An 18752-nucleotide genomic window follows, 5' to 3' on the forward strand; every position below is an offset into this window, starting at 1 on the left:
GTATGGGGGAGAAGACTAACGGGATCGAAAACGTTATTGCACGGTCGTTGCCACTGGCCGTTCTCAGGTTTCCACGACAGGCAAATTGTGACACCTTGCATCTGGCCTACGATGGGGAGCTTGAGCGATTACGGGCAAAGACTTTCAAAAGGCGATCACGCTCCGCCATATGCGGGTCATTGCTGCGTTGGCGGATCTCAAGCTGGTGGCGCGCGTGGCGGTGTCGTTGAATGTTACTCAGCCGGCCGTGTCAAAACAGATCACCGAGCTGGAAAAGATCGTTGGCGCGCCCATAGTGACGCGGGATCGAAACAGGCTTTATTTGACGCCTATCGGGGGGCGTCTGGCGGATTATGCCAAACAGGCTCTCAATCAACTCGACCGGGCCGCATTTGATATCGAAGCCATGGCCAGTGGCGTTTCAGGTTCCGTTTCAATTGGTGTGGTCAGCTCTGTTGCCCCGACCCTGCTGCCTGGCAGCATCGCGATCTTCAAACGCAGCACGCCACAGGCAAATGTGACCGTATTGGAAGGGCATTTTGTGGAGCTGTTCCCGCATCTGGAGGCGGGGGCGATTGATCTATTGATTGCGCGTATCTGGCAACCACAGGAACTCGCCGGTATCGAACAGATGCCCCTGTTTTCCGAGCCGGTCCTTGTCGTCGCCGGTCGCCACCATCCGCTTGCCCAAAAGCACGACCTGACGTGGGCAGATGTGACCGCGTTCCCGTGGATATTGCCGCAGGCGAATTCGGTGGCGCGCCGGGCGGTGGATGCGTTGTTTGCGGCGAATGGCCTGACGGCGCCCAGCAATACGATTGCTTCGATGTCACTGACGCTAAATCTTGAACTGCTGCGAGTGATGTCTGCTCTTGGCTTGATGCCACAACAACTTGCCCAAGCTCAGGCCGCGCGTGGCGAGTTAGTGATCCTTCCGCTTGATACGCAAGGCTTGCTGTCCGAGGCGCGGTGTTTCTGGCGTACGGATCAGGTCACACAGAATAGTACTCTGTCCTTGTTCCTGAAGTGCCTGCAGCAAACGACCGCCGAAATGAAAAGTATTCCTTTTGGTTAATGTCTAGCCCCTAAAAATCACTATTTCTTTAGAAATGCATCTATTACCTTAACCCAACGCGAGGTTTGGGAGGGCTTTTGTGTTGCATCTAACCACTATTGATATTCGGGCGATCCGTTGAGCAGTTCTGCACTTATGGCGCTGTCCGCGCACGAGATTCTTGAGCGTTTCAAAGTCCGGTCTTTGACGCCAAGCGCATATCTTGCGGCGTGCCTCGAACATATTTCGCTGTTTAATCCAAAGGTAAACGCCCTGACTGCGCTGGACGCAGAACACGCTGTTTCGCAAGCGTCGCAGGCGTCGTTGCGTTGGAAGGCCGGAACCCCGAAAGGGCTGCTTGACGGGTTGCCCATTGGGGTCAAGGATTTGCAGGACACCAAAGGGCTGCTGACCACGCATGGCAGCAAACGCGGACGCGGCAATGTGCCGGATCGGGATTTGCCCATGGTGGCGCGGTTGCGTGATGCGGGTGCTATCATCTTGGCCAAGACAAACGTCCCCGAACTGGGCGCGGGTGGAAACAGCCGTAATCCGGTTTGGGGGGCAACCGGCAATCCGTTCAATCCTGCCCTGATCGCTGGTGGCTCGTCCGGCGGCTCGGCTGCGGCGTTGGCTGCCAATCTATTGCCCCTTTGTACCGGTTCGGACACCGGTGGCTCGCTGCGTTTGCCAGCGGCGTTGTGCGGGGTTGTCGGTTATCGCCCATCTGTCGATGTCATTGCACATCCGACGCGCCCGCTGGGGTGGTCCGGTATTTCGGTGCTGGGGCCGATGGCGCGCACAATGGACGATTTGATTTTGATGTTGAGTGTGTGTCAGGGACATGATTGCGACGATCCCCTTTCTGCCCCGTCAAACCCTGACCGGTTCGTCTCTTTGCCGCAGGTCGACCTGAAAACCCTGCGGATCGGGTTCAGCGAAGATTTTGGCGGCGCGCCGGTGGATCATGCCATCCGCGAGACCTTTCGATCCCGGATCGAGCAACTGCGACCGCATGTCAAAGACTGCCGACCGGTGGAACTTAATCTGGGCGAAATGGACCGCGTCTTTGATATTTTGCGCGCAGAGAGCTTTGTTGCGGGTTTCGCAGAGGCGCTTAAAACCGCACCGGAGGATTTTGGCCATCATATCGCAGAGAACGTCGCGATGGGACAATCCATGACCCTTACCGATAGAAGTTGGGCGCATGCCGAGCAAACACGTATTTTGCGTAAGTTTAACAGGGTGATGGATGGTTTTGACGTCATATTGCTGCCTACTTCGCCGGTGTCGCCGTTCTCGTGGACGCAATCACATGCGACTGAAATCGACGGGCAGCCCATGGATGTTTATTACCGCTGGCTTGCGTTGATGTATCGCGGCTCGTTGACGGGTGGTCCGGCGATTACACTGCCTTGCGGCCGCGACCCTTTTGGTATGCCGTTCGGGCTTCAGATGCTTGGCCCAATGCGGGGAGACGAGGGCCTGTTGGCGGCGGCCAAAGCGATAGAGACCCTGTTTGCCCGAACTGCTGAAACCGCCCGCCCGCTTCCCGATCTGACGGCCCTCGCGGCCTCGGATATTGACTTGCGCTCGATCGTGACGCACCCGCCGATCCTAAAGGCATTGGTGCAGTCGACAACAACTTCCTTAAGAACGGCGGTGTAGTACCATGTGGTTCATCCCGATAATCTTCATCGTCTTTCTGATCAGCGGAACCGCCTTTGCCTATCTCATGGGCTCCGTCTCGGTTTTGACCTTCGTCGCCGTGGGCAAGAGCCAATACTTGTCGATCATGCCGCAACGCATCTTTGCCCAGCTTGACGTTTTTGCATTCATGGCAATGCCGCTGTTCATCCTGACCGCAGAAATCATGAGCAGGGCAGGGGTCACACGCAGCCTGATCGACTTTGCGATGTCCGTCGTTGGTCGGTTTCGGGGTGGGCTTGGCCATGTTAACATTCTGACGAGCGTGTTTTTTGCCGGAATCTCGGGTTCAGCCATTGCAGACAGCGCCGCGTTGTCACGCACTTTTGTGCCAGAGATGAAAGCACGCGGCTATGACCCATATTATGCAGGTGCCATCACGGCGGCCTCGTCGATGATCGGGCCGATCATTCCTCCGTCGATTATCATGATCATCTACGGCGGCCTGACGGGCGCGTCCGTTGCCGCCTTGTTCATAGCGGGCGTCGTGCCAGGGTTGTTGCTGGCAGCGGCTCTAATGCTGCTGAATGCAGTGATTGCCAACATAAAGGGACATCCCGGCGGAAAGTCGGATGATCTGCCTAAGTTCTTGCCCAGCCTGCTGCACGCAGCCCCAGCATTGTGCCTGCCTGCGGTGATCCTTGGTGCTTTGGTGTTTGGGCTGGCGACCCCAACAGAAGGTTCGGCCATCGCCGTTCTGGTCGCGCTGATAGCTGGCCAATACTACAAGGGGCTGAATTGGAGAATGATCTTTGACGCGGTCGAGGCGACTGCCAAGATGACCGGAACAATCTTCATCATCCTCGCCGCGATCTCTGTGCTGGGCTATCTGGCCGGACAACTGGGCTGGTCGCAAGCTCTGGCCAACTGGGTGGAATCCTTTGGGCTGACGGATACGAAATACCTGTTCTTCTTGGTGGTTATTTTCTTGATTGCCGGAATGTTCATGGACACGCCTGTGGCACTGACCCTGCTGATCCCGCTTTTTGCGCCTCAAGCCTTGGCGCAGGGAATCAGCCCGATCCATCTGGGGATTGTGCTGTGCTTTAACCTTTGTGTGGGGCTGATTACGCCGCCGCTCGGCAAATGCCTTGTGGTTGTGTCGGCTCTGACAAACCTCAATTACTGGCGGCTGGCTTACGCTGCGCTGCCTTTCATTGCCGTGCAGATCCTGCTGCTGCTGGCGCTGGTCTATTGGCCCGCGCTGAGCCTTACGTTGCCGCAGATGTTCGGCTTTTCGGTGAACTGAACCAATAAGGGAGGACTACTTATGAAACTGAAATCACTGACGCTGGCCGCACTTCTGGCCATGGCGGTCCCAGCCGTCGCAGAGGTAAAAATTGCGCTGGATGGAAAACCTGATCTGGAACAATCGGGCTCTTACAATTGGAGTTATGCTTTTGCCAACGCGCTGACAGAGGCCGGTATGGAGGTGCGTGAAATGCCACGCGACTCGGTTGGGAACGAGGCCGAGAAATTCGACCAGATTTCCACCGGACTGCTGGAAGTGTCCTTGTCGGACGTGCGCGCCATCGCGCAAATCGATCCGTTCGTCTATGGCGTGCGGTTGCCCTATATCTTTGACGATGCGGCGCATATGGATCGGGCGCTGGCAGCGGGAAAGGTCTTTGATCGGCTGAACGCGAAACTGGCTGCGCAGGATGCGATGGTCGCGGCTTTTGTGCCCATCGGACCATCCTCGGGGATCATCACCACTACCAAAGCCGTCCGCGCCCCTGCGGACATGGCCGACCTGCGCATGCGGGCGCTGGATGACGCACAAATCGCCATGTATCAGGCTTGGGGTTCAACGGGCACCATCGTGCCTTGGGGTGAAGTGCCTGCAGGCTTGCAAACCGGTGTGATCGATGGCTACCTCAACTCGCCTTTCGTACCTGTAATTTTTGGTCAGACCGACTTTGTCAGGAACTTTTCGGATGCGGGTGTGATTATCCCGATGCGGGCCATTTTGTTCTCGAAGTTGTGGTATGATGGATTGTCCGATGACGATCGCGCGACGGTGGATGCGGCCGTGGTCACCGCAGATGCTGCAAACCGCGCATGGCTTGCCCAAGCATCAGAATCCGGGCTGGCTGCGCTTGAGGAGAAGGGTGTGACCGTACAGCGCCTGACCGCAGAAGAGCGTGCTGTGTTCCGTGAGGCATCCAAAGCGGTTTACGACTCTGACCTGATGCCAAGCGAAGACGTCAAAATCTGGACGGAATTGTCCGACAGCAACCGCTAAACAAAAACAGCCGGGTTTCTGGCGAAGCCCGGCACTTACAGTGGAGATAGGCACATGCGCCACGCCATCGTCTTAGCAAGCAACAGCGTTCACGAAGTTACGCGGCGCATCGCGGTTCTGGCCGTTTGCCTGATGTTTCTCACCGTTATGTTGCAGATCATTGCCCGCTACATCTTTTCCGCGCCACCGATCTGGACCGAAGATGTCGCCCGCTATGCGATGGTCTGGACGGGCTTGCTGGGGGCAACGATGTCTTTCAAGACACGTTCGGACGCCGTGCTGATGCAAAGTATTTTTCCCCGTCCTCCGCACGTTCTGGCGGTTCTGGCCGAAGCGATCCAAAGCGCTGCCGTGCTGATTTTTGTCCTGCCGGTGGTTTATTTCTGCTTCATGGGCCTGCGCGGCGGGTTTTCAAAAGGATATCTCGCCAGACAATCAGGGCTTACGACTGACACGCTTGGCATCCCGATGGTCTGGATTTCGGTATCGGTTCCGTTGGCGATGCTGATCATTCTGTTGCATCTTGCGGCGAGATGGGCCGACAATACCGTCATCGAAAGCACCGAAACACATCTGGACTGAGCGACTGCCGACCGGGCCCGTTCATATCGCTTGATACCGGCCCATTAGCGCCACTGACCAATGATCTGGAAGCCTGCCCAACAGAACGGGTGTTGAAATTCGGGGAGTGACACGCTTTCCTCAAGTGCCGCCGCCGCTCGGCGTATGCTCTGCCCGCCGGAACGGTCCGAGCGGGCAAAGACCTCTTGCTTGACGAAAGGCAAAGGGCAAAATCGGCACCGCCAAGGGTGGCACCAAAAGCTTCGACTTTCAGGTCGGTGGGGGTCTCGTCGACCAAGACGCCGCAGCGCAAAGTCGAAAACTTTGCGCAAGTCCGGCTCAACCTCGGACGCACCGTCACTGAACGGACCGACAGATAAAGCGACCCGCCCAAAACCTGAATCGCGGGGATTCCCACACGCATGATTTTGTGATTCATCCTGTTTGGGAGGATGGATCATGTCAGCACCTTTGCCAGACGCGCTTCGGGCGCGGTTTCAGCGATACATTGAGGAAGGGTTAAGCGGTCGCGCGGCGGCATTGCGCTTGAAACTCTCGCCCGCCACGGGAGCGCGGTGGGCGCTTGCGATCCGGCGGACCGGCCGGGCAGAGGCAGCTCCGCAGGGCCGACCAAAAGGCCGGGGCAAGCTGGACCCGCATCGGAGCTTCTTTGCTGAAATCATCGAGCAAGATGGAGACATCACGATGCCCGAGCTGAGTGCAGCCCTGTTTGACGCAACGAGTGTTCAGGCGCACCCCAACGCCATCGGTAAGTTCCTTCGCAAGCTGGGCTATACGTATAAAAAAAATCGCTGGTCGCCACCGAACGCCGCCGTGCCAAGGTAAGGCGACAGCGCGAAGACTGGTTCAAGCAGCGCCTCCCAGCCGTATCGAAGCACCCGGAACGCGTTGTCTTTATTGACGAAACATCCGTGAAGACGAACCTGACGCGGCAGCGGGGATGGGCCCCTTGCGGCAACCGCCTGATTATGGACACCCCCTTCGGCTCATGGGGCACCCAGACCTTCATAGCCGGACTGAGTGCCGACGCGATGATCGCCCCCTGGGTGATCAAAGGGGCCATGGATGGCGCGGCCTTCGCCGCTTACGTTGAAAAGGTGCTGGTGCCGGAACTCTCACCCGGAACCGTCGTCATTCTGGACAATCTCGCCACGCACAAGAATGCCGAAGCGGAAAAAGCATTGCGCAAGGCAGGGTGCTGGTTCCTGTTCTTGCCGCCCTACAGTCCCGACCTCAACCCCATCGAAATGGCGTTCTCAAAGCTCAAAGCACACCTGCGCCGGATCGGAGCGCGAACATTCACCGACATGTTCAACGCAATCGCCGAGATCTGCGACCTCTACTCTCCCGACGAGTGCTGGAATTACTTCACGGCTGCCGGATATGTCGCAGGTTAAAGGCAGGACGCTTTAGGCCAGCGCATCGGGATCATCAGTGTTCGTAATCCCGGTCAGCAGCCGCACCATCCAGTCCCGGGCCGGTTGTCTTGAAAGCTTCCAGTTTTGGTAACTTCATTGTGCTGTAGAAAAATGCGTGTTTTACTGAGGTTTCTCGCGGCAATTGAACCAAGGGAGTTCACAGGACATGCCAGATAAAGAAAATTTAGATGAAATGCATCAGTCGCGAAGCGACCCTGACGCAATCACATTTGACACCGACTATGAACTTGGCCAGGACAATATTCGACCGTTCGGACTTGATATTCACAACCCTGTTTTTGTGATTTCGGGCGGCGCGATAGTTCTTTTCGTTGTTGTCGCACTGCTGAATCAACAAGCCACAGCAGACCTGTTCGGCTGGCTGCGTCCGTGGCTTACCAGCACGTTTGACTGGTTTTTGATGATGTCGGTGAACATCATTTTTCTCTTTTGCATCGCGTTGGCCATCTCGCCACTGGGCAAGGTCAGGATTGGCGGGCAGTCGGCCACGCCGGACTATGGCTACCTGTCTTGGATCGCGATGCTGTTCTCTGCCGGTATGGGTATCGGCCTTTTGTTCTTCTCGGTTTTGGAGCCGATGTATTATTCTCTGCCCGAACTGAATGCGCTCCCGCTTGGGGTTAATCCGATCAACGAAGACGGCACAATCGGGAATTCGGGGCTTGCCGCTACCGTCTTTCACTGGGGTTTCTCTGCTTGGGCGGTCTACGTTGTGGTCGCGCTGAGCCTTGCCATTTTCGCCTATAATCTCGGTCTGCCACTGACGCTGCGCTCGGCCTTCTATCCTGTTCTGGGTGAACGGGTCTGGGGCTGGTGGGGCCATTCGATCGATATTCTTGCGGTTTTTGCCACCCTCTTCGGTCTGACAACGACGCTGGGTCTGGGGGCGCAGCAGATCGCTGCGGGCCTGACCGATGTGTTTGGCATCGAAATGGGGCAGAGCGGGATCGTTATCCTGATTATCGTCATCACCATCGCCGCACTTGTTTCGGTCTTGCTGGGAATGGACGCGGGCGTCAAGCGGTTGGCCGAGTTGAATATGTGGCTGGCCCTTGCTCTTTTCCTCTTTGTTCTGATCGTCGGGCCCACGTGGGTTCTTTTGGGCCGGTTCGGCGGAACCATGGTGGAATACGTGACCAACTACGCTGCCTTGTCCAACCCGTTCGGGCGTGAAGACACCGGCTATATGCATGGCTGGACAACCTTCTATTGGGCGTGGTGGATTGCATGGTCGCCGTTCGTTGGCATGTTCATCGCCCGCGTTTCGCGGGGCCGGACCGTCCGCGAATTCATCATCTGCGTGCTGCTTTTGCCGTCGCTGGTCTGTGCGCTCTGGATGAGCGTTTTTGGCGGCATGGCGCTGGAGCAACTGGCATCCGGTTATGAGGGGGCCAAGGAGGTCGTCGTTGCATACCGCCCTGAACTTTCGTTCTTTCGTATGATTGACCAGTTCCCGCTTTATAATATTGTGGCGCCGATCTGTCTGGTCCTGATCGTGGTTTTCTTTGTCACCTCGTCGGATTCCGGTTCGTTGGTCATTGATACGATCACTGCGGGCGGCAAGATGGATGCGCCCGTGGCGCAGCGCGTATTCTGGTGTACCTTTGAAGGCTTGGTTGCCATCGCCCTTTTGCTGGGCGGCGGGTTGAATGCGCTTCAGGGTGCAGCGGTGTCTATGGGCATACCCTTCACGCTGGTGGTGCTGGCCATGTGCTATTGTCTGTTTCTGGCGCTACGCTCGGAAAACCGTCTTTTGGGCCAGCCGGATGGCTCAGCCGTCACGCCGCCGCATGAGGTGGAGCACAACGAGCCACCACGAGGCGATCACTGGTAACACAGAACGAAAGCACCCCGCCGTATGACTGCGGCGGGGTGCTTTCGCATTGAGCAGTTTGAAACCCCTGCCCTTGATCCGAGACACTGCGGTTTTAGTGACCATGTCACCGTCGATCGGGGCAATATCGTGGCACACGTCTCCATCAATTGTGGAGAATTGCTATGAACACCTCTCATCACCGTCCTGCCGACACATGGTCACCGCTTTACTTTCTTGCCTCGCTCGGGCCGGGGGGTCTTGCCGTCACGTTTTTCATGTTCCTGATGTTCTGGGTGCCGCACCCGGGTCAGCCGGTGCCGGTTTTCGAACACATCATGAGCGCTTTCACCAGCGGTGGACTGCCGTTGAAAGCTGCTATCCTTTTGGCTGTCACCGGCATCGCCGGTTTCGTATTTCTCAACATCAAGATGTTGATCTGGAACCTGACGCGCTTTTCGCAATTCCGGAAAACGGAAAGCTATACCAAGTTGGTTAACTCCAACGGTGAAACCCAGCTTTTGGCTATGCCACTGGCGCTGGCGATGACTGTAAACGCGGGCTTTATCGTCGGGCTGGTCTTTGTGCCGGGGCTGTGGGGCGTGGTCGAATACCTCTTCCCGTTGGCAATGATTGCTTTCGCGTTGGTCGCCTACCTCGCATTCCGTCAGATCGGAAATTTTCTGGGCCGTGTCCTGAGTGACGGCGGCATTTTCGACGTCTCGGCGAACAATTCCTTTGCGCAGCTTTTGCCAGCCTTCGCGCTGTCAATGACCGCTGTCGGCATGGCTGCGCCTGCCGCGATGAGCACCGTGCCGCTGACGGTCGGCGTCTCGATGATCCTGTCGATCATGCTTGGCACGGTTGCGGGGCTCTACGCTCTGGTTGCGGCGATCACGGCCTTCAATTCGATGCTGCATCACGGCACCGCAAAGGAAAGCGCACCGACCCTGATGATCGTTGTGCCTATCCTGACGGTTATCGGGATCATGACCATGCGGCAAGAGCACGGGTTGCACACGACGTTCGCCGCGCCTAGCGGAGTCGCCGATAACCTTCTGCTGACAACGACGATCCTTGCAATTCAGATTGTCTTCCTCGCGCTTGGTCTTTTGGTGCTGCGCCGTCAGAAATACGCCGACGCTTACCTGCGTGGGAATGGCAACTCGGCGGGCGCTTACGCGTTGGTCTGTCCGGGTGTTGCGCTTAGCGTCATGCTGCAATTCTGGATCAACAAGGGTCTCGTCAGTGCGGGTCTGATTGCAAAATTCGGCATCGCCTATTGGTCATTCACATCGCTGGCCATCGCAAGTCAGGTCGCCATGATCGTACTGGTCTTTTTCCTGAACCACCGGCATTTCGCGGGTCGCGCGCGCATGCAGTCTGTTCCTGCTGAATAATGTGCAACCGGTCTCCCGGTTCGAAAGAGCCGGGAGCATGGACGGCGCCATGCAAACGCGGGCAAGACAAAGCGGGACGGTTAAAAACGGTTTTCGCTGCAACGCGCGATTACTGATGCCAGAGGTGTAACCCGGTCGGCACCGGAAGGTGCCATGGGTGGAATGTCGCGCTGCGGAGGGTCAGAACTGTATGCCGGTCACGGCGGCCATTCTGTCAGAGCAGGTGATTTCAGTTCGTTCTGTTGGCTCATGGCGATCCCGATTTCAGACATGCAATCACCGAAAGGGATCGACAGGCCCCTTCCCAACAGTTCGGGAAGATGACCAACATTTTCTAACGAACCGGAAGACGCTGGCGGACAAGTGTTGTCCAGTAGGAGCAGCCCCAAGCGATCACATCGTCGTTGAAGTCATATTCGGGGTGGTGCAGACCCGCAGAGGTGCCGTTCCCGATATTGATCATCGCCCCGGGCACTTCGTTGAGCATGAACGAGAAATCCTCACCACCCAGAACCGGCGGCATGTCCAGTGAAACTTGCGCCTCGCCTGCAACCTCTTGCGCGGCGGCGGCGGCGAGCATGGTTTCGTGGTGATGGTTTACAGTGACAGGGTACATCCGAATGTAGTTCAGCGTGCCGGTTGCTCCGTAACCCGCTGCGATCTGGGGCACCATTGCGCCAAGTTGCGCTTCGATATGGCCTCTGACCTCTTCGCGAAGGGTGCGGACAGTGCCTGTAATCTCGATGGTCTGTGGAATGACGTTGAACGCATTGCCTGCATGAATTGTACACAGTGAAACCACAGCATTGTCCATCGGGTCGATGCTGCGCGATGTGATGGTCTGGATCGCCTGTATCAACGCCGCTGCAATCGGAAAAGTGTCGATTGTCTCGTCGGGGCGGGCCGCATGGCCGCCGCGGCCTTCGATGGTGATGCGCACCTCGTCCACAGAGCCCATGATCGGACCGGGAGCGATGGTGAATTGACCGACGGGCAGGTTCGGGCGGTTGTGCATGCCGTAGACTTCGTTGCAGGGCCAGCGCGTGAACAGACCGTCGTCGATCATTGCCTTGGCACCTGCGCCGCCTTCTTCGGCGGGCTGGAAGATCACGATAACGGTGCCATCGAACGCGCGGCTTTCTGCAAGCTGGCGGGCCGCGCCCAGCAGCATTGTGGTATGGCCGTCGTGACCACAGGCGTGCATCTTGCCATCAATCTTTGACGCCCAAGGCTTACCTGTCGCCTCGATGATCGGAAGGGCGTCCATGTCTGCGCGCAGGCCGATGATACGGCCTGAAGTGTTGGTTTGACCGCGGATTACGCCCACAACGCCGGTGCGCCCGATGCCTTCAACCACCTCGTCGACACCAGCGGTACGCAGGACTTCGGCTACAGAGGCAGCTGTGCGGGTCACATCATAAAGCAGTTCAGGGTTTTGGTGCAGATCGCGGCGAAAGGCGGTCAGAAACTCGATTTGTTTTGCGACCCAGTTTTCAACGGCCATGGCTTACGCTTCCTTGTTCTTCATGCGGTACCGGAAATCACAATGGCTGGCACCCTTCATGATGGTCTGGGTGCGGGTCATTTCCATTTCAGGATTGTAGCCGATGCAGAAATCACCGTCGCGGTTGCACGACAGCAGGTGGCCGATGTCGCCCAGCCCCATTTCCTTGTACATTTCGGAATACCGGCAGCGGGTAACGTTAAAGTCCAGCGCTTCCTCCGAGGCTTCCAGCGTGTCGATCTGCAAGGCGTCCTCTCGGGTCCAGTTTGGCTGGATCGCGGCAAAATCGGTCAGGTCAGGCGTATGGCCCAACGCTTCGGCCAGTTGTTTGCCCTGTTCGATGGCCGAGCGTGAACACGTCTCGCCAATGACGGCTTCGGCCTCGGCGCGGTCGGTGCGGTCGGTGATCACGTCCAGCACATGCTTGAGGATCATCGCTTCGATCTTGCGGCGCAATAGAATTGGCACGCCGTTCACGTCCAGGCCGTCAGAGGTGCTTGCATCAGTCGTCATTGGGTTAGCTCCTTAAATCTTGGGTTCGCTCAGGTCTTTGCGTTTCAACCATGCGAGATATGTTGGTGCAACGCGACGTGCGATACTGTGGACCGGGAAGGGGCGCGGTTCGGTGACTGGCAGGGCCAGCTGGTCTTCCGCGGTGCCGGTAGCGGCGCGGGCCAGTTCGCGGCCCAATGCCGTGCCAAAGGCCACACCGCGCCCGTTACAGCCCATCCATGCCCAGCCGTCAGGGCCCAGTCGGTGGATGCGTGGGAAACGGTCCCAGTTCATACCAATATAGCCTGACCACACATGGGTCATTTCGGGTTCGCCCAGTTCGGGGAACGCCTCGCCCAGATTTCGCGAGGCCTTGGCGCGGACACGGTTTGCGACGTCAAAGTTGCCTATCACAGCACCGCCCGTGATCAGGCGATTGCGCGCGTCATAGCGGAAAAAGCGCAGGTCGCCACGGGTGTCGGACACCGCTTGGCGGCCGGGCAGGATGCCGTTGCGCAGATTGTCCCCTACCGGCTGCGTTGCCATCTGCCAACTGAGCACGGGAATAATTGATTTTGCCAGCTTCGGGGCCAGCGAGGGTGCAAGCTCTCCGGTATAGGCGTTGGTCGCCAGGATCAGCGCGCGTGCTTTCAGCGTGCCGGTGGCGGTGCGAATGACCCACTGCGCGCCTACGCGTTCATAGCTGGTAACGGGGGAGTTTTCGTAGATTGCCGCACCCAGATCTTCGGCGGTCTTGGCCATAGCGCGGGCGAGGGCGAGGGGGTTGATGTGCCCGCCAGTCGGATTTAGCATTCCCCCATACCAGAAATCACTGCCCAGTATTTCGCGGGTTTCTTCAGCGGTCTTGAACTCAGCCGGAAAGCCGTAGCGCTGCCATGTATCGACCCGGTTTTTGCAAAGCTGAACGCGGCCAGGACTGTGGGCAGGCTGGAACCAGCCGGTCTGTTCTGCCTCGGCTCTCATGTCGAATTCGCGCACAAGATCGAACAGGATGTTTGCCGAATTTCCGATCAACTGGACCATGCGTTCACCAGCAGCACCGTAGCGTTTGATCCAGACCGCAGGTTCCGCCGAAGTCAGAATTGGGATGACCTGACCATTGTTGCGCCCGGATGCGCCCCAGCCGACCGCCTTGCCTTCCAGAACTGTGACAGAGCCTCCGTTGCGGGCTATCTCGATTGCGGCGGACAGGCCGGTAAAGCCGCCGCCGATCACAGCCACATCTGTTTCGACCGTTCCGTTCAGCACAGGCGCAAGGGGGCGGGGTGGGGCTGTGTCAGCCCACAAAGAGGGCGGAAATACCACGTCGTTCAAAGTGCAGTCTCCAGCTGGGGTCGCGTGGGCGGGACTGTGTCGTGAGGCATCCAGAACCAGCGCAGGGTTTCTTCTTCGGGCGGCAGATCCAGATGGGGCGCGCGCGACAGGTCGGCAGCGGCATCTGCCAGATCACGCGCAAATGTCAGGCAGCCCTCGAAGGTGGGGGCAGTTTCTTGATTTTTATCCTGCGTGTTCCAAAGATCGGACAGCGAGGTTGCAGCACTGTCGTCAATCTTGCGTTGTGCGCGCCAGACACCGGCACACAGATCAAGACGGTAGTAGGCCAGCAATTCAAGGCCACGCTCGGCGATAAAGGACAGGGCTGCGGCGATCCGGTCGGTGTCGGAATCGTCAAAGAACCAGTTGACCCCTAATCGCGCCCAGCCGGGGCGGAAGGCGGAATGACCCTGTTCTACGGCGCGTTCGTGACATTCTGCCGTTTCATCATCTATGCCAAGCAGCGCATGGCCGTAAGGGCCCGCACAGGAACAGCCGCCGCGCGCCTGAATACCGAACAGGTCGTTCAGCAGCGCCACGACATAGTTATGATGCAGCAATTTTCCGGCCACGCGGATGTTGAACGAGAAGACACCGATCCGTGGCACATTCTGCGGCCCAAGAATTTCGATGCCCGGAACGGCACGCAGTGCGGTCTCCAGACGGCTGGTCAAGGCTTGTTCGCGGCGTTCGACCTCGTTTTCGTCCATGTCGGCCTTGAGTTGCAGGACCATGCCGGCCCGGATGTTCTCGACGATCGAGGGCGTGCCCGCTTCCTCGCGGCGCTCGGGGTCAGAGACGTAGTTGTGGCGCAGTGCCGTCACATAGGACACGGTCCCACCGCCCGTAATAGTTGGCCGTAGACTGGTGAACATGCGGCGGTCTGCAATCAGAATGCCGGATGCTCCGGGGCCGCCCGGAAATTTGTGGGGTGACAAAAACGCCGCATCAATCCGATCGTCCTCACCCTCGGCAGACGCCTTGAGTCTGACCTGAATATAAGGCGCTGCCGCGGCGAAATCGGCAACGCACCAGCCGCCTTGCGCGTGGACCAGCCGGGCGATGGTGCGCAAGTCCGTGCGCACACCGGTCACATTCGAAGCCGCCGAAAAGGCCGCGATCTTCAGTGGCGCATCGGCGTGTTGCTTCAGGGCGCTTTCCAATGTGGTCAGGCATACGCTGCCCTCGTTGTTCAGAGGAATACGCACGATTTGCGCACCGCTTTCACGCCAGATCAGGTCGTTGGAGTGGTGTTCGTAGGGTCCGATAAAAACGACTGCTTCTTGGTTCAATCCTTGCATGGACAGTGCGCGCACCAATTTGTCTGCCGCGCCAGTGGCACCCGAACCCGCGAAGATTACCGCGTGGTTCGCATCTGCACCCATGGATTTGCGCACCGTCTCACGCGCCAGTTCGCGCAGTTGTGTAGACCTGCGACCGGTAAATGACGTTTCGGTGTGGGTGTTACCGTAAAAGGGCAGAACGTGTTTGCGGATCGCATCCTCGATAAAGTTGATGGATCGCCCCGAGGCCACATAGTCGGCATAGATCAACGCGCGCGGACCGAAGGGGCCGGGGATCGTCGTGCCCTCACCAATAATGGCCGTGCGGATGGTGTCGAACTGAATAGCCATTCTGGTTCCTTAAGCGGCGTCTGTTTTACGGAAAGGAGGCGTCCAGGTCCGTCCCGGAATAGAGGCGAGCAAATTGCGGGTATATTCGTGTTGCGGATTGGCAAAGACCTCGGCGGTAAAGCCTGCCTCGACCACTTCGCCCTTTTGCATCACGATGATGCGGTCGCACAGTTGGGCCGCCACACGCAGATCGTGGGTGACGAACAGCAGCGACAGGTTCATCCGGTCGCGCAGGTCAGCCAGCAGTTTCAGAACTTGGGCCTGAACACTGACATCCAGTGCCGAAACGGGTTCGTCCGCGACGATCACCTTGGGCTCCAGCGCCAATGCGCGGGCAATGCCGATGCGTTGCCGCTGGCCACCCGAAAACTCGTGCGGGAAGCGGTTGGCTGCGGCGGGCGACAACTCGACCATCTCCAGCAGATCGCGAGCACGGGCACGTGCCTTTTCAGGGTCTTCGCCATGCACAATCGGCCCTTGAGCAATGATATCCACCACCCGCTTGCGCGGATTAAGCGAAGCCATCGGATCCTGAAACACCATCTGGATATGTTTTCGCATCCCGCGCAGTTCACGGGGCGAACAGGCCAGCAGATCAGTGCCGTCCACCTCGACCGCACCCGCGTCAGCGTCCAGCAGACGGGTGACCAGACGTGACACGGTGGTCTTGCCCGAACCGGATTCACCCACCACGCCCAGAGTTTCGCCCTGATGCAGCTCAAAGCTGAGATCTTTGACGGCGACCACCGCTTTGCGCTTGCCGGTCAGCAACCCGCCACGCGCAGCAAAGGTTTTGCGCAGGCCGGTGCCCTTCAGTACGAGTGGAAGCGTGGTGATCAGTTTGGGCGGTGGTGGTAACAGGTCGGGCACCGATGCAATCAGCGCCTGTGTGTAGGGATGTTGCGGATCGTTTAACACTTGATCGGCTGGCCCTTGTTCAACCACTTCGCCCTGACGCAGTACGATAACGTGGTCGGCAATTTCGGCCACGACACCAAAGTCGTGCGTGATGAACAGTACCCCCGCCCCGTCTTCTCTTTGCAGATCGCGGATCAGCTTGAGGATTTGCAACTGCGTCGTCACATCCAGCGCCGTCGTAGGTTCATCCGCGATCACAAGCTTGGGGGACAGCGATAGAGCCATCGCGATCATCACACGCTGGCGCTGGCCGCCTGAAATCTGGTGCGGATAGGCGTTATAGGCGGATTCAGGATCGGGGATATGCACACGTTTCAGCATCTCCAGCGCGTGCGCGCGCCGTTCCTTGCGCGTGACGCCCATGTGCAATTTCAGCACTTCATCAATTTGCCAGCCCACGGTTTTCTGCGGGTTTAGCGCGGTCATCGGTTCCTGAAAGATCATCGAAATCCGGTTGCCGCGAACCTTGCGCATATCTGCTTCGGATTTGGCCAGCAGGTCTTCGCCTTCAAAAGTGATTTCCCCGCCGGTAACGTGGACATGCGGCTCTGGCAAAAGCCGCATGATCGCCCCCGCCGAGAGCGATTTGCCCGATCCGGATTCGCCCACCATGCAGACGATTTCGCCGGGGCGCACGGTCAGGTCCAGACCGTGAAGTGCAAAGGGACGGTCGGACCCTTTGGGCAGGGCGATGCGAAGATCGCGAACCGTGAGAATAGGTGCTGCTTCAGCGGTCATTGTTTCTGCCTCGGGTTCATTGCGTCGTTCAGGCCTTCGCCCAGCAGTGAGAAGGACAGAACCGTCAGCACGATGGCAACGCCCGGAATGGCCGAGCAATACCACGCGGTGCGCAGAACGGCGCGGCCCTGGCCGATCATGTTGCCCCAGCTTGCATAGTTCGGATCGCCCAGCCCCAAAAAGGCTAGCGCGCTTTCCAGCAGGATCGACAGGGCCATGATGACCGAGGCGTAGACGATGATCGGCGGCAATGCGTTGGGCAGGATTTCACGAAAAATCAAGGCGGTGTTCGACACGCCCAGGTTGCGCGCGGCATCGACAAATTCTCGGTTGCGCAGCGACATGAATTCGGCCCGGACCATGCGGGCGGGAGCTGTCCAGCTTACGATGCCGATGGCCAGCGTGATCCATTCGATTTTCGATCCCAGAATGGCGACAAGAGTCAGCAGAAGCACGAAGTTGGGGATGGTTTGAAACGCTTCGGTGATGCGCATCAGCAGATCGTCGATCCAGCCGCCAAAGTAGCCAGCCAGTGCGCCGATCACGATCCCGATGACAATCGACACCAGCGTGGCGACAACACCCACCAGCAGTGAAATGCGCGCCCCGTAAAACAGTTGCGACAGGATACTGCGGCCAAGCTGGTCGGTGCCCAGTGGGTTTGCGGCATCCACGAAGGGTGCAATAAGTGGTAGACCTGCACGGCGCAGCGGATCGCCCGGATCAACCAGCCCAGCCGTCAGTGCCATCAGCACCACGACGGCAAACAGTATCAGGCCCAGCAGGGCGGCGCGGTTGCGGCGGTAACGCTGCCAGAAGACAACATATCGTGGCGGCTCTGCCGGGCGCAGTTCGGTATCAAGAACAGTCATGAAAGTTCAATCCGGCTGTCAAGACGTGCGTAAAGCAGGTCGGTTAGAAAATTGACGAGGATCACGATGATCGAGCACAAAAAAATAATGCCCATCAGCGTGTTCATGTCGCGCTGGATCACCGACTGGTAGGCCAGTTGCCCCAGTCCCGGCAGGGTAAATATGGTTTCCACCACCACCGATCCGCCCAGCAAGGTCGAGAATTGCAGGCCGAACAGGGTCACCGCAGGCAGCAGTGCGTTGCGCATGATGTGATGCACCATCAGCCGCGTTTCACCTGCGCCCTTGGCGCGGGCGGTACGTACAAAATCCTGATCTGCGACCTGCATTACAGAGGATCGCATCAGCCGAAGGTAGAACGAAAGATAGATCAGCGACAGCGCTGCCGTTGGCATAACTAGGTGTCTTGCCACGTCCAAGACGTGGTCCCAACCGGTGTAAAACCCTGCGATGGTCTTGATCCCGCCAACCGGCAGCCAGCCCAGTTTGACCGAGAACAGCAACATCATCATCAGCGACAGAAAGAAGCTGGGCGTGGCATAGAATATCAACCCCAGAGTTGAAATCAGGTTGTCGGTCAGCGAATAGGCGCGCCGTGCGGCAAAGGCGCCCAACGTGATACCGATGGAAAAGGCCAGGCTGAGCGATGTTGCCATCAGCAACAACGTGGTGCCAAGTCGGTCTAACAGAACGGTTGCGACGGGTTGTTCGTAAACGAACGACTGACCCAGATCGAAGGTCGCCAGCTTCACCATGTAGCGCCAAAGTTGCACCCATACAGGCTGATCCAGACCGTATTCGGCACGCAGTCTGGCGATAAAGGCGGCATCAGCACCACCCATGTCACCGACCAGCGCGTCAACGGTATCGCCTGGCGTCAGTTTGAGCAGGAGGAAAGTACCGACCATGATCAGGATGATGACCGGAATGGCCTGTAAAAGACGCCTGAGCGCGTAGATCAGCATCGGGGGGATGGTTGGTTTCATCGCGGAGCTCTTTCGGATGCGCACAGGGTGGTG

General features: G+C 58.1%; 15 protein-coding genes. 8 read left to right on the forward strand and 7 right to left on the reverse strand.

All coding sequences use genetic code 11. The annotated features are described in order from the left end of the window. Positions 1-169: 169 nt before the first annotated feature. The 8 genes from SULPSESMR1_RS18270 (at position 170) to SULPSESMR1_RS18305 (ending at position 10240) form a co-directional block, all read left to right on the forward strand. Entirely contained in the window at positions 170-1075 is a 906-nt protein-coding gene (locus SULPSESMR1_RS18270; RefSeq protein WP_089422507.1) for a LysR substrate-binding domain-containing protein, read from the forward strand. 135 nt (positions 1076-1210) lie between these two features. Next, positions 1211-2722, forward strand: a complete 1512-nt coding sequence (locus SULPSESMR1_RS18275; RefSeq protein WP_198362910.1) for an amidase — start codon at positions 1211-1213, stop codon at positions 2720-2722. Positions 2723-2726: 4 nt separating this feature from the next. Continuing rightward, positions 2727-4010, forward strand: coding sequence for a TRAP transporter large permease (locus SULPSESMR1_RS18280; RefSeq protein ID WP_089422509.1), 1284 nt, complete (start codon positions 2727-2729; stop codon positions 4008-4010). 21 nt (positions 4011-4031) lie between these two features. Further along, complete coding sequence (locus tag SULPSESMR1_RS18285) at positions 4032-5006, forward strand: TRAP transporter substrate-binding protein (RefSeq protein ID WP_089422510.1); 975 nt, start codon at positions 4032-4034, stop codon at positions 5004-5006. A 54-nt stretch (positions 5007-5060) separates the two neighbouring features. After that, positions 5061-5588, forward strand: coding sequence for a TRAP transporter small permease (locus SULPSESMR1_RS18290; protein WP_089422511.1), 528 nt, complete (start codon positions 5061-5063; stop codon positions 5586-5588). A gap of 438 nt (positions 5589-6026) precedes the next feature. Then, positions 6027-6985, forward strand: a protein-coding gene (locus SULPSESMR1_RS18295) for an IS630 family transposase (protein ID WP_089422512.1) whose coding sequence is annotated in 2 segments (ribosomal slippage) — positions 6027-6368 and positions 6371-6985 — 957 coding nt in all. Because the reading frame shifts where the segments join, the coding sequence is not laid out codon by codon here. 214 nt (positions 6986-7199) lie between these two features. After that, positions 7200-8861: a BCCT family transporter gene (locus SULPSESMR1_RS18300; RefSeq protein WP_089422513.1), complete on the forward strand. Its 1662-nt coding sequence runs from the start codon at positions 7200-7202 to the stop codon at positions 8859-8861. 164 nt (positions 8862-9025) lie between these two features. Continuing rightward, on the forward strand, positions 9026-10240 hold the full coding sequence (locus tag SULPSESMR1_RS18305; protein WP_089422514.1) for a TsoY family (seleno)protein: 1215 nt from the start codon (positions 9026-9028) through the stop codon (positions 10238-10240). A 334-nt stretch (positions 10241-10574) separates the two neighbouring features. On the opposite strand, the gene SULPSESMR1_RS18310 is transcribed toward SULPSESMR1_RS18305, so the two are convergent. From SULPSESMR1_RS18310 to SULPSESMR1_RS18340, 7 genes are read right to left on the reverse strand one after another with little or no spacing between them, the layout of a single operon-like run. Further along, a complete protein-coding gene (locus tag SULPSESMR1_RS18310; protein WP_089422515.1) occupies positions 10575-11744 on the reverse strand; it encodes a M20 aminoacylase family protein in 1170 nt (389 codons plus the stop codon). Positions 11745-11747: 3 nt separating this feature from the next. Then, positions 11748-12257: an L-2-amino-thiazoline-4-carboxylic acid hydrolase gene (locus tag SULPSESMR1_RS18315; RefSeq protein ID WP_205387975.1), complete on the reverse strand. Its 510-nt coding sequence runs from the start codon at positions 12255-12257 to the stop codon at positions 11748-11750. 12 nt (positions 12258-12269) lie between these two features. After that, positions 12270-13571 carry an NAD(P)/FAD-dependent oxidoreductase gene (locus SULPSESMR1_RS18320; protein WP_089422516.1) on the reverse strand — a complete coding sequence of 434 codons (1302 nt, stop codon included), beginning with the start codon at positions 13569-13571 and terminating at the stop codon, positions 12270-12272. Then, positions 13568-15205: an aminotransferase class V-fold PLP-dependent enzyme gene (locus tag SULPSESMR1_RS18325; RefSeq protein WP_089422517.1), complete on the reverse strand. Its 1638-nt coding sequence runs from the start codon at positions 15203-15205 to the stop codon at positions 13568-13570. Before SULPSESMR1_RS18325 ends, SULPSESMR1_RS18320 begins: the two co-directional genes overlap by 4 nt. A gap of 9 nt (positions 15206-15214) precedes the next feature. Beyond that, positions 15215-16861 (reverse strand): ABC transporter ATP-binding protein, encoded by a 1647-nt coding sequence (locus tag SULPSESMR1_RS18330; RefSeq protein ID WP_089422518.1) that lies wholly within the window; start codon positions 16859-16861, stop codon positions 15215-15217. Then, positions 16858-17733 (reverse strand): ABC transporter permease, encoded by an 876-nt coding sequence (locus SULPSESMR1_RS18335; RefSeq protein WP_089422519.1) that lies wholly within the window; start codon positions 17731-17733, stop codon positions 16858-16860. The genes SULPSESMR1_RS18330 and SULPSESMR1_RS18335 overlap by 4 nt, the downstream gene beginning before the upstream one ends. Then, positions 17730-18719 (reverse strand): ABC transporter permease, encoded by a 990-nt coding sequence (locus tag SULPSESMR1_RS18340; RefSeq protein WP_205387976.1) that lies wholly within the window; start codon positions 18717-18719, stop codon positions 17730-17732. Before SULPSESMR1_RS18340 ends, SULPSESMR1_RS18335 begins: the two co-directional genes overlap by 4 nt. Between the last annotated feature and the right edge of the window lie 33 nt (positions 18720-18752).

The organism is Pseudosulfitobacter pseudonitzschiae (assembly GCF_002222635.1).
Taxonomy (GTDB): Bacteria; Pseudomonadota; Alphaproteobacteria; order Rhodobacterales; family Rhodobacteraceae; genus Pseudosulfitobacter; species Pseudosulfitobacter pseudonitzschiae_A.

What these genes read in the sequence shown, in the direction of transcription:
- SULPSESMR1_RS18270 (WP_089422507.1), top strand. Translation starts at nt 170, where the DNA reads ATGCGGGTCATTGCTGCGTTGGCGGATCTCAAGCTGGTGGCGCGCGTG.
- SULPSESMR1_RS18275 (WP_198362910.1), top strand. Translation starts at nt 1,211, where the DNA reads ATGGCGCTGTCCGCGCACGAGATTCTTGAGCGTTTCAAAGTCCGGTCT.
- SULPSESMR1_RS18280 (WP_089422509.1), top strand. Translation starts at nt 2,727, where the DNA reads ATGTGGTTCATCCCGATAATCTTCATCGTCTTTCTGATCAGCGGAACC.
- SULPSESMR1_RS18285 (WP_089422510.1), top strand. Translation starts at nt 4,032, where the DNA reads ATGAAACTGAAATCACTGACGCTGGCCGCACTTCTGGCCATGGCGGTC.
- SULPSESMR1_RS18290 (WP_089422511.1), top strand. Translation starts at nt 5,061, where the DNA reads ATGCGCCACGCCATCGTCTTAGCAAGCAACAGCGTTCACGAAGTTACG.
- SULPSESMR1_RS18300 (WP_089422513.1), top strand. Translation starts at nt 7,200, where the DNA reads ATGCATCAGTCGCGAAGCGACCCTGACGCAATCACATTTGACACCGAC.
- SULPSESMR1_RS18305 (WP_089422514.1), top strand. Translation starts at nt 9,026, where the DNA reads ATGAACACCTCTCATCACCGTCCTGCCGACACATGGTCACCGCTTTAC.
- SULPSESMR1_RS18310 (WP_089422515.1), bottom strand. Translation starts at nt 11,744, where the DNA reads ATGGCCGTTGAAAACTGGGTCGCAAAACAAATCGAGTTTCTGACCGCC.
- SULPSESMR1_RS18315 (WP_205387975.1), bottom strand. Translation starts at nt 12,257, where the DNA reads ATGACGACTGATGCAAGCACCTCTGACGGCCTGGACGTGAACGGCGTG.
- SULPSESMR1_RS18325 (WP_089422517.1), bottom strand. Translation starts at nt 15,205, where the DNA reads ATGGCTATTCAGTTCGACACCATCCGCACGGCCATTATTGGTGAGGGC.
- SULPSESMR1_RS18330 (WP_089422518.1), bottom strand. Translation starts at nt 16,861, where the DNA reads ATGACCGCTGAAGCAGCACCTATTCTCACGGTTCGCGATCTTCGCATC.
- SULPSESMR1_RS18335 (WP_089422519.1), bottom strand. Translation starts at nt 17,733, where the DNA reads ATGACTGTTCTTGATACCGAACTGCGCCCGGCAGAGCCGCCACGATAT.
- SULPSESMR1_RS18340 (WP_205387976.1), bottom strand. Translation starts at nt 18,719, where the DNA reads ATGAAACCAACCATCCCCCCGATGCTGATCTACGCGCTCAGGCGTCTT.